The 17,903-nt window shown below is 45.0% G+C and carries 15 protein-coding genes; 3 read left to right on the top strand and 12 right to left on the bottom strand.

Going from position 1 to position 17,903, the window contains the following annotated elements; translation table 11 throughout:
* Positions 1 to 180 precede the first annotated feature (180 nt).
* Both A136_RS15420 and ubiT read right to left on the bottom strand, forming a co-directional pair.
* The gene (locus A136_RS15420) at positions 181 to 684 is read right to left on the bottom strand and encodes a GNAT family N-acetyltransferase (protein WP_017063279.1); all 504 of its coding nucleotides are present in this window, start codon (positions 682 to 684) and stop codon (positions 181 to 183) included.
* Positions 668 to 1,195 (bottom strand): ubiquinone anaerobic biosynthesis accessory factor UbiT, encoded by a 528-nt coding sequence (gene ubiT, locus A136_RS15415; protein WP_029235120.1) that lies wholly within the window; start codon positions 1,193 to 1,195, stop codon positions 668 to 670. Before ubiT ends, A136_RS15420 begins: the two co-directional genes overlap by 17 nt.
* Before the next feature lie 258 nt (positions 1,196 to 1,453).
* On the opposite strand from ubiT, the gene A136_RS15410 reads away from it, so the two are divergent.
* The 3 genes from A136_RS15410 (at position 1,454) to A136_RS15400 (ending at position 5,582) form a co-directional block, all read left to right on the top strand.
* Entirely contained in the window at positions 1,454 to 3,493 is a 2,040-nt protein-coding gene (locus A136_RS15410; protein ID WP_017059239.1) for a bifunctional diguanylate cyclase/phosphodiesterase, read from the top strand.
* Between the two features lie 178 nt (positions 3,494 to 3,671).
* Positions 3,672 to 4,685: a ubiquinone anaerobic biosynthesis protein UbiU gene (gene ubiU / locus A136_RS15405; protein ID WP_017059238.1), complete on the top strand. Its 1,014-nt coding sequence runs from the start codon at positions 3,672 to 3,674 to the stop codon at positions 4,683 to 4,685.
* Positions 4,686 to 4,703: 18 nt separating this feature from the next.
* Positions 4,704 to 5,582: a U32 family peptidase gene (locus A136_RS15400; RefSeq protein WP_017059237.1), complete on the top strand. Its 879-nt coding sequence runs from the start codon at positions 4,704 to 4,706 to the stop codon at positions 5,580 to 5,582.
* A gap of 85 nt (positions 5,583 to 5,667) precedes the next feature.
* Here the strand turns inward: A136_RS15400 and A136_RS15395 are convergent, their stop codons facing one another.
* From A136_RS15395 to rimP, 10 genes are all read right to left on the bottom strand, one after another.
* Entirely contained in the window at positions 5,668 to 7,005 is a 1,338-nt protein-coding gene (locus A136_RS15395) for an MATE family efflux transporter (protein ID WP_017063278.1), read from the bottom strand.
* A gap of 89 nt (positions 7,006 to 7,094) precedes the next feature.
* Positions 7,095 to 7,502, bottom strand: coding sequence for a MarR family winged helix-turn-helix transcriptional regulator (locus tag A136_RS15390; RefSeq protein ID WP_017056675.1), 408 nt, complete (start codon positions 7,500 to 7,502; stop codon positions 7,095 to 7,097).
* 153 nt (positions 7,503 to 7,655) lie between these two features.
* Complete coding sequence (gene nlpI, locus A136_RS15385; protein ID WP_017059235.1) at positions 7,656 to 8,579, bottom strand: lipoprotein NlpI; 924 nt, start codon at positions 8,577 to 8,579, stop codon at positions 7,656 to 7,658.
* Positions 8,580 to 8,703: 124 nt separating this feature from the next.
* Positions 8,704 to 10,824: a polyribonucleotide nucleotidyltransferase gene (gene pnp / locus A136_RS15380; protein WP_017059234.1), complete on the bottom strand. Its 2,121-nt coding sequence runs from the start codon at positions 10,822 to 10,824 to the stop codon at positions 8,704 to 8,706.
* A 378-nt stretch (positions 10,825 to 11,202) separates the two neighbouring features.
* A complete protein-coding gene (rpsO, locus tag A136_RS15375; RefSeq protein WP_010436144.1) occupies positions 11,203 to 11,472 on the bottom strand; it encodes a 30S ribosomal protein S15 in 270 nt (89 codons plus the stop codon).
* A 213-nt stretch (positions 11,473 to 11,685) separates the two neighbouring features.
* Positions 11,686 to 12,639, bottom strand: coding sequence for a tRNA pseudouridine(55) synthase TruB (truB, locus tag A136_RS15370; RefSeq protein WP_017059233.1), 954 nt, complete (start codon positions 12,637 to 12,639; stop codon positions 11,686 to 11,688).
* Complete coding sequence (rbfA, locus tag A136_RS15365) at positions 12,639 to 13,052, bottom strand: 30S ribosome-binding factor RbfA (RefSeq protein ID WP_017059232.1); 414 nt, start codon at positions 13,050 to 13,052, stop codon at positions 12,639 to 12,641. The genes truB and rbfA overlap by 1 nt, the downstream gene beginning before the upstream one ends.
* Positions 13,053 to 13,186: 134 nt before the next feature.
* Complete coding sequence (gene infB / locus A136_RS15360) at positions 13,187 to 15,877, bottom strand: translation initiation factor IF-2 (protein ID WP_017059231.1); 2,691 nt, start codon at positions 15,875 to 15,877, stop codon at positions 13,187 to 13,189.
* A 22-nt stretch (positions 15,878 to 15,899) separates the two neighbouring features.
* Complete coding sequence (gene nusA, locus A136_RS15355) at positions 15,900 to 17,387, bottom strand: transcription termination factor NusA (RefSeq protein ID WP_017063277.1); 1,488 nt, start codon at positions 17,385 to 17,387, stop codon at positions 15,900 to 15,902.
* 35 nt (positions 17,388 to 17,422) lie between these two features.
* Positions 17,423 to 17,878 carry a ribosome maturation factor RimP gene (gene rimP / locus A136_RS15350; RefSeq protein ID WP_004738265.1) on the bottom strand — a complete coding sequence of 152 codons (456 nt, stop codon included), beginning with the start codon at positions 17,876 to 17,878 and terminating at the stop codon, positions 17,423 to 17,425.
* Between the last annotated feature and the right edge of the window lie 25 nt (positions 17,879 to 17,903).

The raw sequence follows: 17,903 nt of genomic DNA, 5'->3' as shown, positions 1-17,903 counted from the left end.
TAAGTTTATTGGAGCCAAAGTTTATTGAAACCAGAAGTTTGTTAGAACTAGTTTTGTGAAAGCTGCCTCTATTGAAAGAGCGCTTATTAGAGCAGGGCTGATACTAACAAAAAATAAAGGAGCATCAAGCTCCTTTATTTAGACTAAATCAGTTTGTATCTTGTTGCGTGATAAATCAGCTTATAAGTCGTTGAACTCGGGGCTGTAAGCAATCTCACCAGCATGTCCAGCAAACGCACCGTTTACCAATTCAATCGCTTGGAAAGCACCTTCAGGCACATCCCAAACACAACTCAGGCCAAACTCGCTCGCAGCCTTGAAACCAAAGCGGCTGTAATAAGCAGGGTCACCCAACACAACGCAAGCTGGGTAACCAAAATCAACCAAAGTGGAAAACGCATCTTCAACTAGAGATTTGGCAATGCCTTGGTTGCGGAACTCTTCTTTCACAGCGAGAGGCGCAAGCCCTTGCCAGTTATGATCGTCGCCATCAAGAGTGATAGGGCTAAACATCAGGTGACCAACCACCTCGCCTTCATCAGAACAAGCCACCAGCGATAGCGTTAAATGGCTATTCTCACGCAAGCTCATAACCAAGTTAGCTTCTGCATCTGTTTCAAAAACAGATTTCAATAAACGATCAATGACAAGTATATCTGCCGGTGCTTCAGTTCGAATAAGCATTCATTACCTCACTTTGTGTATCTGGGGATTGTACTCCCTTCTGCACAAAATCAGCTAATTGATTTAACAAAGTTTTCATAGGAGTCGGCAATAAGTCCAAATCTACGCTATCCATCAAGTTTTTAACTTCTAAACCGAGCTCGGTATCGCCTTCAATAGACAGTCTACGTTGGAAGAAAAGCGTATCTGGGTCTTCTTTACGCCCCGCAATCAACACAAGATCGTTAAGATTGCCGCTAAAGCTTACATCTTCAACCACCTCTTTATCAGCTACAACCAGTTGCTCATTTTTGTAGCTAATACACCAACTTAACCCCATGTCTTTTATTGAGACTTTCAGCCATTTGTCTTCTAAAAACTCAAAGTCACCGTCCTCTAAAGCTTCCTTGAATACATTCTTAAGCGCCTCCAATAAGGCTCTTTTTTGTACTGTTTTAGGCAATAACTGGACTGGAGATCGCAAAATTGATGCGGCATTTTGAACTAGTTGAGTGCGAATCTTGTTTATCACGTGACTTATCCGTAACTTTGTCAATAATATGGAATGCATCATAGATGATGTTGAGATCTCAGTTACTGTTATGTATCAAATTAACTTCTGTTTGATACTCGACCTTTAATATCCTGAAAATCACAGTTATAGTAACTCAGGTAATGAGAATTACAGCGGATCGCTGCACTCACAGGTAAATATCGATAGCCACACAAAAAGTAATAAATATTTATCGATAGTGAATATTCAAGCTCTTGGAGAATTGGTAGTACTTTGATGCCTCCCCAACAACTACAACATTGGTTTACCCAGCTAACTGCAAATAGTCCGTTCTTTTTTGCAGTACTTGATGCTCAACATAACTATTTTATGGTGAATGAGCGTTACTGCGATATTGCTGGTTTGAGTCAAACAGAGCTTGCAGGCATGAATGATCGCCAAACATTGGGCGAACAGTTCTACCAACATCTCAAGCCTTACTATGAGCGTGCATTCAGTGGCGAAACGATTGAGGCCGAAGTCACCCTCAACGAAACAGACCTCGATACCAGCCTTCATTTCAGCCTATCTCCGCTTACCAATGGCAACAAAACCGACTACATCGTCTTTCACGCCTTCGACACATCAGAAAACCAAGTACTTGTCCGTTCTTTAGAAGAATCCGAAGCCAAATTCCACAAACTATCTCAACTACTCCCTGACGGATTACTGCTCGTTGAAAGTGACTATATCTTGTCATCCAACCCAGCGGCAGCGCGCCTGCTTGGCTTTAACTCAACCACAGAGTTAATTGGCGAACAGCTGGGACGCCTATTTATCGATGAACAAACCAAAACAGTCTTCAATAATAACCTCAGCTCTATTATTTCTGAGTCTGGTTTGGTTTGCTTAACGGGTGCGCGATGCGGTTTTGAACGTAAGGTCCAGCTCAACATCGACTCCACCACCGTTCTTGGAAGCAACACTCAGCTGGTGCTTATTCAAGACGCACAAGAAACCGCAAAACAATACACACCAGCAAACAGTGAAGATGCCTACATAGATGCACTGACCAAACTCTACAATCGAGTTGGGTTTACTAAGCGTCTTGAGCAGTTCATTCACAACGATACGCCGGTGGTGATGCTCTACTTAGACATTGATAACTTTAAAAATATCAATGACTCACTTGGTCATCACATCGGTGACAAGGTGATTAAAGAGGTCGCTTCGCGTCTTAAACGCTTACTGCCTCGTAAGGCCGTGATTGGACATTTAGGCGGGGATGAGTTTGGTATTATCCTTCCAGAACCTGAACATCAGCGAACACCTGAAATGCTCGCTGAAAAGATCATTTCCCTGATCAATCAACCCTTCGATCTTCACCACTTTAGCAAGCGCTTAGCCTGCTCTATTGGTAGTGTGAGCTTTCCTCAAGATGGTACTGATGCTCGTATCTTGCTGCAAAATGCAGACACAGCAATGTATGAAGCGAAAGATCGTGGTCGTAATCGTCTGATCAAGTTCAACGAACAAATGAATAAAGAAGCGCGTATGCGACTGTGGCTTGAGATAGAGCTCCAAAAAGCACTGCAACAAAATGGACTTGAGGTTTGGTATCAACCGAAAGTGAATGCCCGTGATTTCACCATCAACGGCGCTGAAGCTCTGGTACGTTGGAAGCATCCTGTCGAAGGTTATATCAGTCCGGCCGCGTTCATTCCTGTGGCGGAACGAGCAGGGCTTATTGAACAACTTGGCCGAGTGGTAATGCGTGAAGTATTTGCTACGGTTAAGCGCTGGAAGATGCAAGGTATCCTTCCAGGTCGAGTGGCTATCAACCTTTCACCAGAACAGTTTGGTAATCCAAAGCTGATTGATTACATGGAAAAGCTGCTGCGCTCAACCGAGCTTGACCCAAGTGCGATTACGTTCGAGCTAACGGAAAGCGCGGTAATGAGTGATAGTGAACACACACTTCAAATGCTTAACGCCATCAAGAAACTTGGCTTTGCTCTATCGATTGATGATTTTGGTACCGGTTACTCTTCACTGTCTTACCTTGCTCGCTTCCCAATTGATGAGCTTAAAATAGACCGAGCTTTCATCTCTGATATCGATACCCTACCAAAGCAAATCACCGTAATTGAAAACATCATCAACCTAGGTAAATCTCTCGATTTAACTGTGGTTGCTGAAGGTGTCGAAACCAGTGAGCAAGCAACTCTGCTATCGAACCTCAACTGTAGTTCGATTCAAGGCTTCCACTTCTACCGTCCGCAACCAAAACAAGATGTCGAAGAGTTGTTTGCCCAAAACCGCCGTCATAAGAACTAATTAAGCGACTCAAATACCTTACCGCCTAAGCGAAACTAATACACAAAACCACGATTCGTCAGTACCTCAAACGGAGTAAAAGCAGATTTATCCATCTAAACCTGCCTTACATCAATTCCGTCATTCACAATTCTTCATAAAATGCTCGCTTCAACTTAATTCTACTGGTAGTGAGCAAATGGAACTCTTATGCCCAGCGGGTAACTTACCTGCTTTGAAAACCGCTATTGATTGTGGTGCGGATGCTGTCTATATCGGATTCAAAGACGATACCAATGCCCGACACTTTGCAGGCCTAAACTTTGCGGGTAAAAAGCTCGATCGTGCTGTGCAGTATGTGCATGACCACAACAAGAAAATTCATGTTGCCCTAAATACGTTTGCTCACCCAAATGGCTTCGACCGTTGGACTAATGCCGTAGACAACGCCGCTGCTCTGGGTGTTGATGCGCTGATCATCGCAGACATCGCGGTGCTTGAGTACGCTGCAAATAAGTATCCAGATCTAGAACTGCACCTATCAGTGCAAGCATCTGCGACCAATGCGGCGGCTATCGACTTCTACCATAAAAACTTCAACGTTAAGCGTGTCGTACTACCGCGTGTGTTGTCGATTCATCAGGTCAAACAGCTTTCTCGTAACATCACTTCTGACGTTGACCTTGAAGTATTCGCTTTTGGTAGCTTGTGCATCATGGCAGAAGGCCGTTGCTACCTCTCTTCATACATGACAGGCGAATCACCAAATACTGTTGGTGCTTGTTCTCCGGCGAAATACGTTCGCTGGCAAGAAACAGAAACTGGCCTCGAATCTCGCTTGAACGAAATCCTTATCGATAAATATGAAGCAGGTGAAAACGCAGGTTACCCAACGCTGTGTAAAGGCCGCTTTGAAGCAGATATCGATGGTGAACGTAAGCGCTATCACGCACTTGAAGAGCCAACCAGCCTCAACACGCTATCCATGTTGCCTGAGCTTTTCGCGGCGAACGTTGCCTCAGTGAAGATTGAAGGTCGCCAACGCAGCCCGGCTTATGTTGAACAAGTCACTCGTACGTGGCGTGCAGCTATCGATCGCTACTTAGCGAACCCAGAACAATACCAAGTGGAACAAGCTTGGAATGCGACACTGGCGAATGTATCGGAAGGTACACAAACCACGCTTGGCGCTTATCACCGTAAATGGCAATAGAGCCAAATGGAGAACTCAATGAAATACGCATTAGGCCCTCTACTTTATTTTTGGCCAAAACAAGACGTTGAAAGCTTCTATGAGCAAGCGAAATCAAGCTCAGCCGATATCATCTACCTAGGTGAAGCGGTGTGTTCAAAGCGTCGTGAGATGAAAGCGAAACACTGGATGGACATTGCTAAAGAGCTGTCGGCTTCAGGTAAGCAAGTCGTACTTTCCACCATGGCATTGCTAGAAGCACCAAGCGAAGTCAACATCATGAAGAAGTACATCGATAACGGTGACTTTGCGATCGAAGCCAATGATGTGTCTGCTATTCAACTGGCCAGCGAAAGCAAAGTACCTTTCGTGGTTGGCCCGGCAGTAAACACCTACAACGCACGCACCCTGAACCTATTCTTGAAACAAGGCATGACGCGTTGGTGTATGCCGGTTGAGCTTTCTCGCGAATGGCTAAGCAACGTAATGACCCAGTGCGAAGAGCTAAATATTCGTAACAAGTTCGAAGTTGAAGTGTTTAGCCACGGCTACCTGCCGCTTGCTTACTCAGCACGCTGCTTTACCGCTCGCGCGGAAAACAAAGCTAAAGACGATTGCGAAACCTGCTGTATCAAGTACCCAACAGGGCTACAAGTAGAAAGCCAAGAAGGCCAATCAGTATTCAACCTTAATGGTATCCAGACGCAATCAGGCTACTGCTACAACCTAGTCAATGATTTGCCAAACATGCACGACCTGGTTGATGTGGTTCGTTTAAGCCCACTCGGTATCGATACCTTCTCTGAAATCAACAACTTCAGAGCAAACGAGCAAGGTCAAAAACCGATGAAAATTGAAAGCCGCCAATGTAATGGGTATTGGCATCAGCTTGCAGGTTTAGACGTTAAGAACATCTAGTTCCTCGCATTGGACTAACCAGTAACAAATACAAAAAAGGTCTAGCATTCGCTAGACCTATTTTATTCGACTTAAGAAACGCGACCTATGCCGCCGCGGTTTCCATCGGTGAGGCATCGAGCTTCTTTATATCTTTGTAGAGCATCACCATCACCACCACACTTAGCGCGATGTTAGACAGTGGGTACGCAATCCAGATCCCCGGCACACCATACAACTTAGGCATAATGTACAAGAACGGTAGTTGGATAAGCATATTACCTATAGTCACAAACATCGCCTTGCTGCCCTTGTTCACCGCTTGATAGTAAGCAGCTGCGACTACCAAGAAGCCATCCAGCGCCAGTGCAAACATGTGAAGGCGAATACCCAACACGGTGTACTCAACCAACTGAGGTTCGTCTGAGTTAAATACTGATACAAACTCACGTGGGAACGCATTGAGAAGCAGCACGAACGCCACACCAATCAATACCGAACTCATCATCGCAATCTTAAGTAGCTTGCGGATGTTTGCTTGGTTACGCGCACCATGGTTGTAGCTCACCAATGGTTGCATGCCGTTGGCGATACCTTCAGCCGTGAGATAATAAACCGTCACGATGTAGCCCAAAATCGCGTAAGCACCGATCATCAACTGGTCGCCATATTGAGAGAACAACGCATTGTGCAACGCCACCATCATCGAACCATAAGCGTACATAAAGAAGCTTGATGTACCAATGGCGAAGATTTGTGGAATCACATCCAGCTTCAATCTCAACTCATTCCAACGTAAACGTAGGTTTGCTCGACGCGAGAAGAAGTAAGCCAAGCCGAGAGCCGTTACTACAAACTGGGCAATCGCTGTTGCTAATGCTGCACCCATCAACTCCCAGCCATAGAGAGCGATAAACAGGTAATCGAGCACGATATTAATCACCGCACCAACGATCATCAGTATCGTCGCTAAGTTCGGACTGTCATCGTTACGCAGTAGAAACGGCATCGCGATCGAACCTAGCGTGAAGACACTAGCACCAATCAGAATGTGTAAGTACTGCAGACCAAGTTCATACACTCGCCCTTCAGCGCCCTGCCAAAGCAAGAAGTTATCAGCAAACAAGAACAGCAATGCAGAGACAATAGGCGTTATCGCTAACAACAAGGTTAAGCCCGTTGCTAAGATCTGCTTAGCGCCTTGAGTATCTTTTTCACCTTGGCGAATCGAGACAAGCGCACCTGTGCCCACACCCACCAACATACCAATACCAAGAATCGAACCAATCACAGGCCACGCAACATTGATACCTGCAAGTCCATCAGCCCCCACATAGCGGCCAATGAAGATGCCATCCACCACTTGGTACAGGCCATTAACCAACATGGCCGCCACGGTAGGGATTGTGTATCGCCAAAATTGACGACTAATTGAGTTACTCATTTCTTACTCTACTTTCATTTGTGAGTCGCATATCAACAAGATATGACTCGAAAAATTAGTTAACAAGGCTAACTAAATATCTAAATTATTTACTTTAAAGCTTTATTTAATAATAGGTTTAACTGCTGAGATTCTTGCTCAGACAAACGGCTTTCCAGTATCTGTGCCATGACCTGATAGATCTTACTTTCTTCTTCCAAGCCGACTTCCGCTTTGCTGGTCAGTACGACCAACTTAGACCTCGCATCTTCGAGCGAAGCTTTACGCTCAACGAGACCTTTTCTCTCTAACCTTTGAACCATAGTAGTTGCTGAAGGCTTGGTTACTTGCATTTCAATCGCCAGATCTGTCAATCGGATCGGTTCAGGAGAGGCTTGAATGACCTTCAAATAGTCATATTCATTGAAGCTCAATTGGCAAATAGGATCTTCATTTACCTGAGTGCGCCATATCTTAGAGGCGAAGCGCTCAATCTTTTCTAAATTCTGGTTCAGCATACTCACCTAATCAAAGAATGGCATTTAGTTAGCAAGACTAACTATTTTAGTGTTGTTTAAATAAAAAGCAATCAAAACGAGATGAAGATCATAAAAAAGGAGCATAAAAAAACCGCTGACAGACAGCGGCTTTTCGGAATCAAAATGTGTTGCTTACTTAGCGTTGGCTTCTTCTTCGGCCTCAGCCAGCTTAACTTGCGCTAAGTGCTCAGCTTTAAGTGTGGTGAAGATACGGCTTAACTCTAAGAAAGAGTAACGATGTTCTACGTATTCATACACGTTAAAAGAAACCGCTAACTTGTACAAAGAGATAGCATTCGCGTAATCACCATTCATATGGTAACGCTTAGCAAGGTAGAAGTACGTCTCTGTTAGACGCTGCGCAAGTAACGTGTTGTCACGAGTACCGGTTAAGATCGCCTTGAAAGCCTGCTCTTCAGTAATGTCATCAAGCATAATCGCGACTAATACCCAACCCCACTGCTCATCGCGACTCTCGTAACGTTTTTGTAAATCAAGCTTAGCTTGCTCTGGCGTTAGCTCATGCTGAATAATATACAACCAAAGAGCGCGAAACGGATCGCTAGGATCGTCGGCATAGTGCTTCATCATCTCTTCATTGGCTAAGTCGTAACGCTCGCCATAGTAAAGCGCGATAGAGCGGTTCCTTTCTGCGTAAGAGTTTGCAGGATCAAGCTCTAACGTAGAATCAAAAGATTCATAAGCCGCATCAAACTCCCCTACCTGCGTAAAGTAAACACCCAAAAGATTGAAGATATCAGGTTGAGCAGGGTTCAATGAAAGAGATTGGTTGAAGTCGAGACGCGCGAGATCACGCAGGCCAACACTGTCGTAGTAGTTACCACGTTCAAACAGCATCTTAGCTCGAACTTCATCGTTCAAATCTGGGCGCTGTAATAACTGACTAAGACGTGCAATTTGAACTTCTTGCTGAACGCTTGGTTGCAGTGGCACAGCCATCGGTGGATAAACCCAACTTGAGGTGTTATCTGATGTTGTCGCACAACCTGTTAGTACAAGCAGTAAACACATACTCGCGGTTTGAAACCATTTCACAAATAATTACTCCTGTTATGACCGCAATAAAAAAGGGGAGCGATATGCTCCCCTTTATAACATGCTTTGTTGACGATAGGTTAGAAATCACTAAAAAGCGATATCACCATCGACACACTGAGAATTACTCAGCAGCAGGTGCTTCGCCTTCAGCTGGCGTTTCAACTGCTTCTTTCATGCTTAGACGTACACGGCCTTGACGGTCAATTTCAAGAACCTTAACAGGAACTTCTTGACCTTCAGTTAGGTAGTCAGACACTTTCTCAACGCGCTTGTCAGCGATTTGAGAGATGTGTACTAGACCATCTTTACCTGGAAGGATAGTAACGAATGCACCGAAGTCAGCTAGACGAGCAACTTTACCTTGGTAAATGCGGCCAACTTCAACTTCAGCTGTGATCTCTTCGATACGACGGATAGCTTCTTTAGCAGCTGCGCCTTCAGTAGCAGCAATCTTGATTGTGCCATCGTCTTCGATTTCGATTGTAGTACCAGTTTCTTCACAAAGAGCACGGATAACTGCGCCGCCTTTACCGATAACATCTTTGATCTTATCAGAGCTGATTTTCATTGTGTGGATACGTGGAGCGAATTCAGAGATATCTTCACGAGCACCAGAGATAGCTTCATCCATTACAGAAAGGATGTGCTTACGTGCACCTTGCGCTTGGTTAAGTGCAATTTGCATGATCTCTTTAGTGATACCTTCGATCTTGATGTCCATTTGAAGTGCAGTGATACCAGCGTTAGTACCTGCTACTTTAAAGTCCATGTCACCTAGGTGATCTTCGTCGCCAAGGATGTCAGAAAGAACAACGAAATCGTCGCCTTCTTTAACAAGACCCATTGCGATACCCGCAACAGAAGCTTTGATTGGAACACCAGCATCCATAAGAGCTAGAGATGTACCACATACAGAAGCCATTGAAGAAGAACCGTTAGATTCTGTGATTTCCGATACAACACGAACTGTGTATGGGAATTCTTCAACAGAAGGCATTACTGCTTGGATACCACGTTTAGCAAGCTTACCGTGACCAATTTCACGACGCTTAGGAGAACCAACGAAACCAGTTTCACCTACACAGTATGGAGGGAAGTTGTAGTGTAGAAGGAAGTTGTCTTTCTTCTCACCCATCAGGCTGTCGATGATTTGAGCATCACGTTGTGTGCCAAGCGTTGCAGTAACAAGTGCTTGAGTTTCACCACGAGTGAATAGAGAAGAACCGTGTGTACGTGGAAGAACACCAGTACGTACGTCTAGCGCACGAACCATGTCTTTTTCACGGCCATCGATACGTGGGTTGCCAGCGATGATGCGGCTACGTACTACGTTTTTCTCTAGAGAACCAAGCATGCCGCGGATTTCGCGCTCATCTAGGTTTTCGTCTTGTGCAATTAGAGCTTCAACAACGTCGTTCTTGATTACGCCAACTTGCTCGTAACGAGCCATTTTCTCAGTGATCTGGTACGCGTCAGATAGACGAGTTTCAGCAAGTTCAGCAACTTGAGCTTTAAGCTCAGTGTTAACTGCTGGTGCTTCCCAGTTCCAAGATGGAGTTGCAACTTCAGCAGCAAACTCGTTGATTGCTTTGATTACAACTTGTTGTTGGTCGTGACCGTAAACAACAGCTGAAAGCATTTCTTCTTCAGATAGGTTATCTGCTTCAGATTCAACCATAAGTACTGCGCCTTCTGTACCAGACACAACTAGGTCTAGTTTAGAGTTTTCAAGCTCAGTATTTGATGGGTTAAGAACAAGTTCGCCGTCGATGTGACCAACACGTGCAGCACCGATAGGACCATTGAATGGAGCACCAGAGATAGCAAGCGCAGCAGATGTTGCGATCATAGTGATCATGTCTGGGTTTACGTCAGGGTTGATAGAAACAACCGTAGCGATAACTTGAACTTCGTTTTTAAACGCACTTGGGAAAAGTGGACGAATTGGACGGTCAATCAGACGAGCTGTTAGTGTTTCGCCTTCAGATGGACGACCTTCACGCTTGAAGAAACCACCAGGGATTTTACCCGCAGCGTATGTACGCTCTTGGTAGTTTACTGTTAGTGGGAAGAAGTCTTGACCTGCAACTGCTTCTTTCTTAGCAACAACAGAAACGAATACTGAAGTATCGTCCATAGTCGCCATTACAGCAGCAGTAGCTTGACGTGCAATTACGCCCGTTTCTAGAGTAACGGTGTGGTTACCGTACTGGAACGATTTTACAACTGGTTTTTCAAACATTGTATATCCTTAGCTCTAAAGTCAGACTTTAGATTAAGTGAATAATGACTCAAGACATTACCAATCGCGACTAGTGAAAAGGGACTTAGGATGGTGAATCTTTGTATGTGTTCATACGCCGAATTAAGACCAAATCCGCCTTTGAATAGTCGCGACCTATTGGCCGACATCTGTGACTGTAATCTCTTGAGAGGTTGATTGCCAAACGCTGAAAACGCTATAGGCGGGCGTAGTATAAACTATTTTTATTAGGAGATATATTTCCTATCAGAAAAAGCCAGATGATATTCTGAGCATCCAGCCTAACATTTTCTTACAGGCACAAAAAAAGGAGCATAAATGCTCCTTTTCTTCAAACTGTCTTTGCAGACATCGCTATTAGCGACGTAGGCCTAGACGCTTGATTAGGTCTTGGTAACGAGCAAGGTTTTTGCCTTTCAAGTAATCAAGAAGCTTACGACGGCTAGAAACCATACGTAGTAGACCACGACGGCTGTGGTGATCGTGTTTGTGCGCTTTGAAGTGACCTTGTAGGTGGTTGATAGAAGCAGTAAGTAGTGCTACTTGTACTTCTGGTGAACCTGTGTCGCCTTCAGATTGTGCGTATTCTGCAACGATTGCTGCTTTAGTTTCTGCATTCAGAGACATAATTCTCTCCTGATAAGAGTAAGTTTATATTTGTAGCAGCCAATCTCTGATTCAGCCGCTACGCGAGCCGAGGATTATAGGGAAGTTTGTCAGTTGGTGCAATAACAATCGAACCCATTAAAAACGAAAAAAGCGAACCACCTAAATTAGGCGTTCGCTTTCTATCTTATTTGCTCACTTTTCACGACTCAGCGCTAAGATCCGATGTAAGCGCTACGCTTGTGGCTCTTCATCTCTGAAAACAACCAAACGCTTCGGTGCAACTCGGCCATCTTCAGCAATCTGAGCTACGCCGACAAACAGCTTCTCTTCGCCACTTGTCATACGAACCGTGCCTTCAGTTGGCGCACCAGCAACCTGAACTGGCATACCGTGCTGAACTAGGTCAGTCAGTTCCGCGTTCAGGTTTACTTCTGGTAAGTCTTCAACGGCAGTGTCCATTGGCATCAGCAGTGGATCAAGCAGCTCTTTCGGTGCAATTTCTTGCGCCTGTGCTTGCTCTAGGATCTCGTTTAACTGCTCCAAAGTCACCATACGCTCGTATGGGTACTTTGCGACACCTGTACGACGAAGCATGGTCACGTGAGCACCACAACCTAGCATTTCACCAAGGTCGTCGGTAATTGTCCGGATGTATGTGCCTTTCGAACAATGCACTTCCATTTCAACTTCATCACCTTCAAAGCGAAGCAGTTCAATAGAGTACACAGTGATCTTACGAGACTCACGAGGAACCTCGATACCTGCACGTGCGTATTCGTACAAAGGCTTACCTTGATACTTCAATGCCGAAAACATTGATGGTATCTGATCGGTTTCACCCTTGAAGCTCGCAATGCAACGTTCAAGCTGTTCTTGAGTCACGTTAACATCACGTGTCTCTACCACTTCACCATCAGAGTCAGAGGTATTGGTACGCTCACCAAGCTTAGCGATAACAACGTAGCGCTTATCAGAATCTAGAAGAAACTGAGAGAACTTCGTTGCTTCACCAAGACAAATTGGCAGCATGCCAGTCGCAAGAGGATCCAGAGCACCGGTGTGCCCTGCCTTCTCTGCAAAGTAAATACGCTTTACTTTTTGCAGTGCATCATTAGACGAAATGCCAGTCGGCTTATCTAATAGAATTACCCCGTTGATAGGGCGACCTTTACGACGGCGAGCCATTACTCTTCGCCCTTAGACTGAGCTTCGTCAGTGCGGCCAGCTTCTTCTTGCTTACGCTTATCATCGTTCAGAACTTCACTTACTAGGTTAGACATACGCATGCCTTCTACTAGTGTGTTGTCGTAAGTAAAACGAACCTCAGGCGTTAGACGGTGGCGAATACGCTTACCAAGAGCCATACGAACTGGCACTTCATGCTCTTTAAGAGCTTTAAGGCATGATTCAGGAGTTTGCTCACCAACACACAGGAAAGTCACGAACACTTTTGCGTAAGCAAGGTCACGAGACACTTCTACGTCTGAGATAGTTACCATACCAATACGTGAGTCACGAACTTCACGTTGTAGGATAAGAGCAAGCTCTTTTTGAAGCTGCTGAGACACACGTTGTGTGCGGCTAAATTCTTTTGACATTTTCTTTTCTCACTTAGAAAGATGGGGGGCTTGGTAATTACCAGCCCCCCATGGTGTATTCAACAACCGATTACTTATTACCTTTACTAGTAATGTTAGTAACCTTAGTCAATATGTCGAGTCGTACAGACTGATTAGTCTAGAGTACGTTTAACCTCAACGATTTCGAATACTTCGATCTGGTCACCAACGCGAACGTCGTTGTAGTTCTTAACGCCGACACCACACTCGTAACCGTTCTTAACTTCTTGTACGTCATCTTTAAAGCGACGAAGTGACTCTAGTTCACCTTCGTAGATAACAACGTTTTCACGAAGTACGCGGATTGGGTTGCTACGCTTAATCGTACCTTCAGTCACGATACAACCAGCGATTGCACCAAGTTTAGGCGACTTAAATACGTCACGAACTTGTGCAAGACCAATGATCTCTTGACGGAATTCAGGAGCAAGCATACCGCCCATCGCCTGTTTAACTTCGTCAATTAGTTGGTAAATGATTGAGTAGTAACGTAGATCTAGGTTTTCGTTCTGAACCGTGTTACGCGCAGTTGCGTCAGCACGAACGTTGAAACCAAGGATGATAGCGTTAGAAGCTGCAGCAAGCGTTGCATCAGTTTCAGTAATACCACCAACACCAGAACCTACGATGTTCACTTTCACTTCGTCAGTTGACAGTTTCAGTAGAGAGTCAGCAATCGCTTCTACAGAACCTTGAACGTCAGCTTTAAGTACCACGTTAAGCTCAGCAACTTCGCCAGCCGTCATGTTCGCGAACATGTTCTCTAGTTTCGCTTTTTGTTGGCGAGCTAGTTTAACATCACGGAATTTACCTTGACGGTAGTTCGCAACTTCACGTGCTTTACGCTCATCACGTACAACAGTCGCTTCATCGCCTGACGAAGGAACACCAGAAAGACCTAGAATTTCTACAGGAATAGATGGACCTGCAGTTTCGATGTCTTTACCGTTTTCATCACGCATTGCACGAACACGGCCGTACTCTTGACCACAAAGAACGATATCGCCTTTGTTTAGAGTACCAGACTGTACTAGTACTGTTGCAACTGGACCGCGACCTTTATCAAGACGAGATTCAACAACAACACCAGACGCCATGCCTTCTTTAACCGCTGTAAGTTCAAGAACTTCAGACTGAAGAAGGATTGCTTCTAGAAGACCATCGATGTTTGTACCCTGTTTTGCAGAGATGTGAACGAAGATGTTCTCACCGCCCCATTCTTCAGGGATAACGTCGTATTGAGCTAGCTCATTCTTAACGTTGTCTGGGTTTGCACCCTCTTTATCGATCTTGTTCACAGCAACAATCAGAGGAACGCCTGCCGCTTTCGCGTGCTGGATTGCTTCGATTGTTTGTGGCATTACGCCATCGTCTGCTGCAACTACAAGTACAACGATATCTGTCGCTTGAGCACCACGAGCACGCATAGCTGTAAACGCCGCGTGTCCAGGAGTATCAAGGAAAGTGATCATACCGTTGTCAGTATCTACGTGGTAAGCACCAATGTGCTGCGTGATACCGCCAGCTTCGCCAGAAGCAACGTGTGCTTTACGAATGTAATCAAGTGTTGAAGTTTTACCGTGGTCAACGTGACCCATGATAGTAACAACAGGAGCACGACCTTCAGCGATAGCATCGCTATCACGGTCAGCTAGTACTGCTTCTTCAAGTTCGTTTTCTTTACGTAGGATTACCTTGTGACCCATTTCTTCAGCAACAAGTTGTGCTGTTTCTTGGTCGATCACTTGGTTGATAGTCGCCATAGCGCCCATCTTCATCATTACTTTGATAACTTCAGTTGCTTTAACTGACATTTTGCTAGCCAGTTCAGAAACAACGATAGTTTCGCCGATAGCAACGTCAGATTTAGCAACAGTTGCTGACTTATCGAAGCCTTGCTGCATTGAAGTTGGTTTAGCAAGCTTACCTTTACCGCCACGACCACGTTGGTTACGACCACCACGGTTGTTTGCAGGTTGGTTAGCAGGAGCTGCTTTCTTCTTGCGACGACGAGGTGCTTTCTCATCTTTCTTATCTGCCGCATCTTCAGCTTCACGAGCGTAAGTAGAAGTAGTCACATGGTAATCCGCAGATTTCTCTTGCTCTTTCTTCTTCTTCTCTTCTTCAGACCAACGTTCTTGGTTCTCTTCTGCTAACTTACGAGCTTCTTCAACAAGCTTAGCTGCTTCAGCTTCTGCTTTACGAGTTGCTTCTAGCTCTTGACGAGCTTTAAGTTCATCCGCTTCTTTTTTCGCTTGTGCGTTAGCGTCTGCATTTTTTGAATTCATGTCTTTTTTAGCCTTTTCAGCTTGTGCGCGTTGAGCCTTCTCTTCAGCTTCACGTTTTGCATCCGCTTCACGTGTTACTTTTTCTTCGGCTTCGCGCTGTGCTTTCTCTGCAGCATCACGTTTCGCTTGCTCTTCAGCATCGCGTTGTGCTTTCTCTTCCGCTTCACGATTAGCTACTTCCTCAGCTTCACGTTTCGCTTCATCTTCAATAGTGCTGCGCTTCACGTAAGTACGCTTTTTACGTACCTCTACTTGAACATCCTTACTCTTACCGCCTCCAGCGGCAACACTTAGCGTGCTGCGGGTCTTGCGTTGAAGAGTTAAACGAGTCGGTTCTGTTTCGCCTGAAGTATCGCCGTGCTCCTTTTTAAGGTGCGTTAGCAATGTTTGCTTCTCTGAATCAGTCACTTGATCCGACCCTGCTTTCTTCATGCCTGCATCAGCAAGTTGTTCAATTAAGCGGTCAACTGGCGTACCAATCTCTTCACTCAGTGCTTTAACTGTTAATTGTGTCATACCGCTTTCTCTCCTTGCTGAATTATTCTTCGTCGCCGAACCAACAGATGTTACGCGCAGCCATAATTAGCTCGCCTGCACGCTCTGCAGTTAGGTCTTCGATGCCTTCTAGTTCATCAACGCCTTGGTCAGCTAGGTCTTCCAGTGTCGCAACGCCTTTTGCTGCTAGCTTGTAAGCCATTTCACGCTCAATACCTTCAAGTGCAAGTAAGTCTTCAGCAGGCTCAACACCGTCGAAAGTTTCTTCTTTCGCTAGCGCTAGAGTAGTCAGTGCGTCTTTTGCGCGGTTACGTAGTTCTTCAACGATACCTTCGTCTAGACCGTCTACTTCAAGAAGCTCGTTCACAGGAACGTATGCTACTTCTTCAAGCGTAGAGAAGCCTTCTTCAACAAGCATTTGAGCAAAGTCTTCTTCAATGTCTAGGTGCTTCATGAAGTTTTCAATAGAGGCAACTGCTTCTTCTTGGTGCTTCTTCTCAAGATCAGCAACAGTCATTACGTTCAGTTCCCAACCAGTAAGTTGAGACGCTAGACGTACGTTTTGACCGCTACGGCCAATCGCTTGTGCTAGGTTATCCGCTTCAACAGCGATATCCATAGAGTGTGCGTCTTCATCAACGATGATTGAAGCAACATCAGCAGGAGCCATTGCGTTGATTACGAATTGAGCCGGGTTATCATCCCAAAGAACGATATCGATACGTTCACCACCAAGATCGTTAGAAACAGCTTGTACACGTGCGCCACGCATACCAACACACGCACCAACTGGGTCAATACGTTTGTCGTTTGTTTTCACAGCGATTTTAGCACGAGAACCAGCGTCACGTGCAGCACCTTTAAGTTCAATTAGCTCTTCACCAATCTCAGGCACTTCAACACGGAATAGTTCAGCTAGCATTTCTGGCTTCGAACGAGTAACGAAAAGCTGGAAACCACGAGCTTCTGGTTTAACTGCGTAAAGAAGACCACGAACACGGTCACCTGGACGGAAGTTTTCACGAGGAAGTTGGTCATCACGAAGGATTACCGCTTCAGCGTTGTTACCTAGGTCTAGAATAATAGTGTCACGGTTAACTTTCTTAACTGCGCCAGTTACTAGCTCGCCTTCGTTATCGATGAACTGCTCAACGATTTGAGCGCGTTCAGCTTCACGTACTTTCTGTACGATAACTTGCTTAGCCGTTTGAGTCGTAATACGGTCAAACGTTACTGATTCGATATCATCTTCAATGAAACCGCCAAGTTCGATCTCTGGGTCATCGTACTTTGCAGCTTCAATAGAGATTTCTTTTGTTGGGAATTCAACTTCCTCAACAGCTTCCCAACGACGGAAAGTTTCGAAATCACCCGTTTTACGGTCAATTTCAACACGAACTTCAATTTCTAGTTCGCTTTTCTTTTTTGTTGCCGTTGCAAGCGCGATTTCAAGCGCTTCAAAAATACGCTCACGAGGAACTGCTTTCTCATTTGAAACAGCTTCTACTACCGCCAAAATTTCTTTGTTCATTAATCTAGCCTCTTAAGCTCTTCTCTCTAGGAGAACTAAAATTTAGGGATCAGGTTAGCTTTCGCAATATTGCTCAGGACGAATTCTTCTTCTTGTCCTTCAACCAATACTTTCACTGTCTCGCCTTCGATAGATTGGATATCACCTTTCCATTTACGACGGTTGCCGACAGCCATTTTCAAAACGATGCTTACCTCGTGACCAATAAATTGTTGGTAATGCTCTGCTTTGAACAGTGGTCTTTCTAAACCTGGTGAAGACACTTCAAGGTTATAAGCCACTGAAATTGGATCTTCAACGTCCATTACGGCACTTACTTGGTGGCTAACTTCAGCGCAATCATCTACATTGATACCGTTTGGTGAATCGATGTAAATACGTAGCGTTGAGTGCTCACCAGCACGAATAAATTCTAATCCAACTAACTCATAACCTGATGCTGCTACTGGAGCGTCAAGCATTTCAGTAAGTTGTCTTTCTAAACCAGTCATTTAACCACTCCAGAAACAAAAAAAG

Origin of the sequence: Vibrio crassostreae 9ZC13, assembly GCF_000272045.2 — a bacterium.
Lineage (GTDB): Bacteria > Pseudomonadota > Gammaproteobacteria > Enterobacterales > Vibrionaceae > Vibrio > Vibrio crassostreae_C.
Note: the sequence above shows the minus strand (reverse complement) of the source record. Positions and strands in the feature narration are given on the sequence as shown.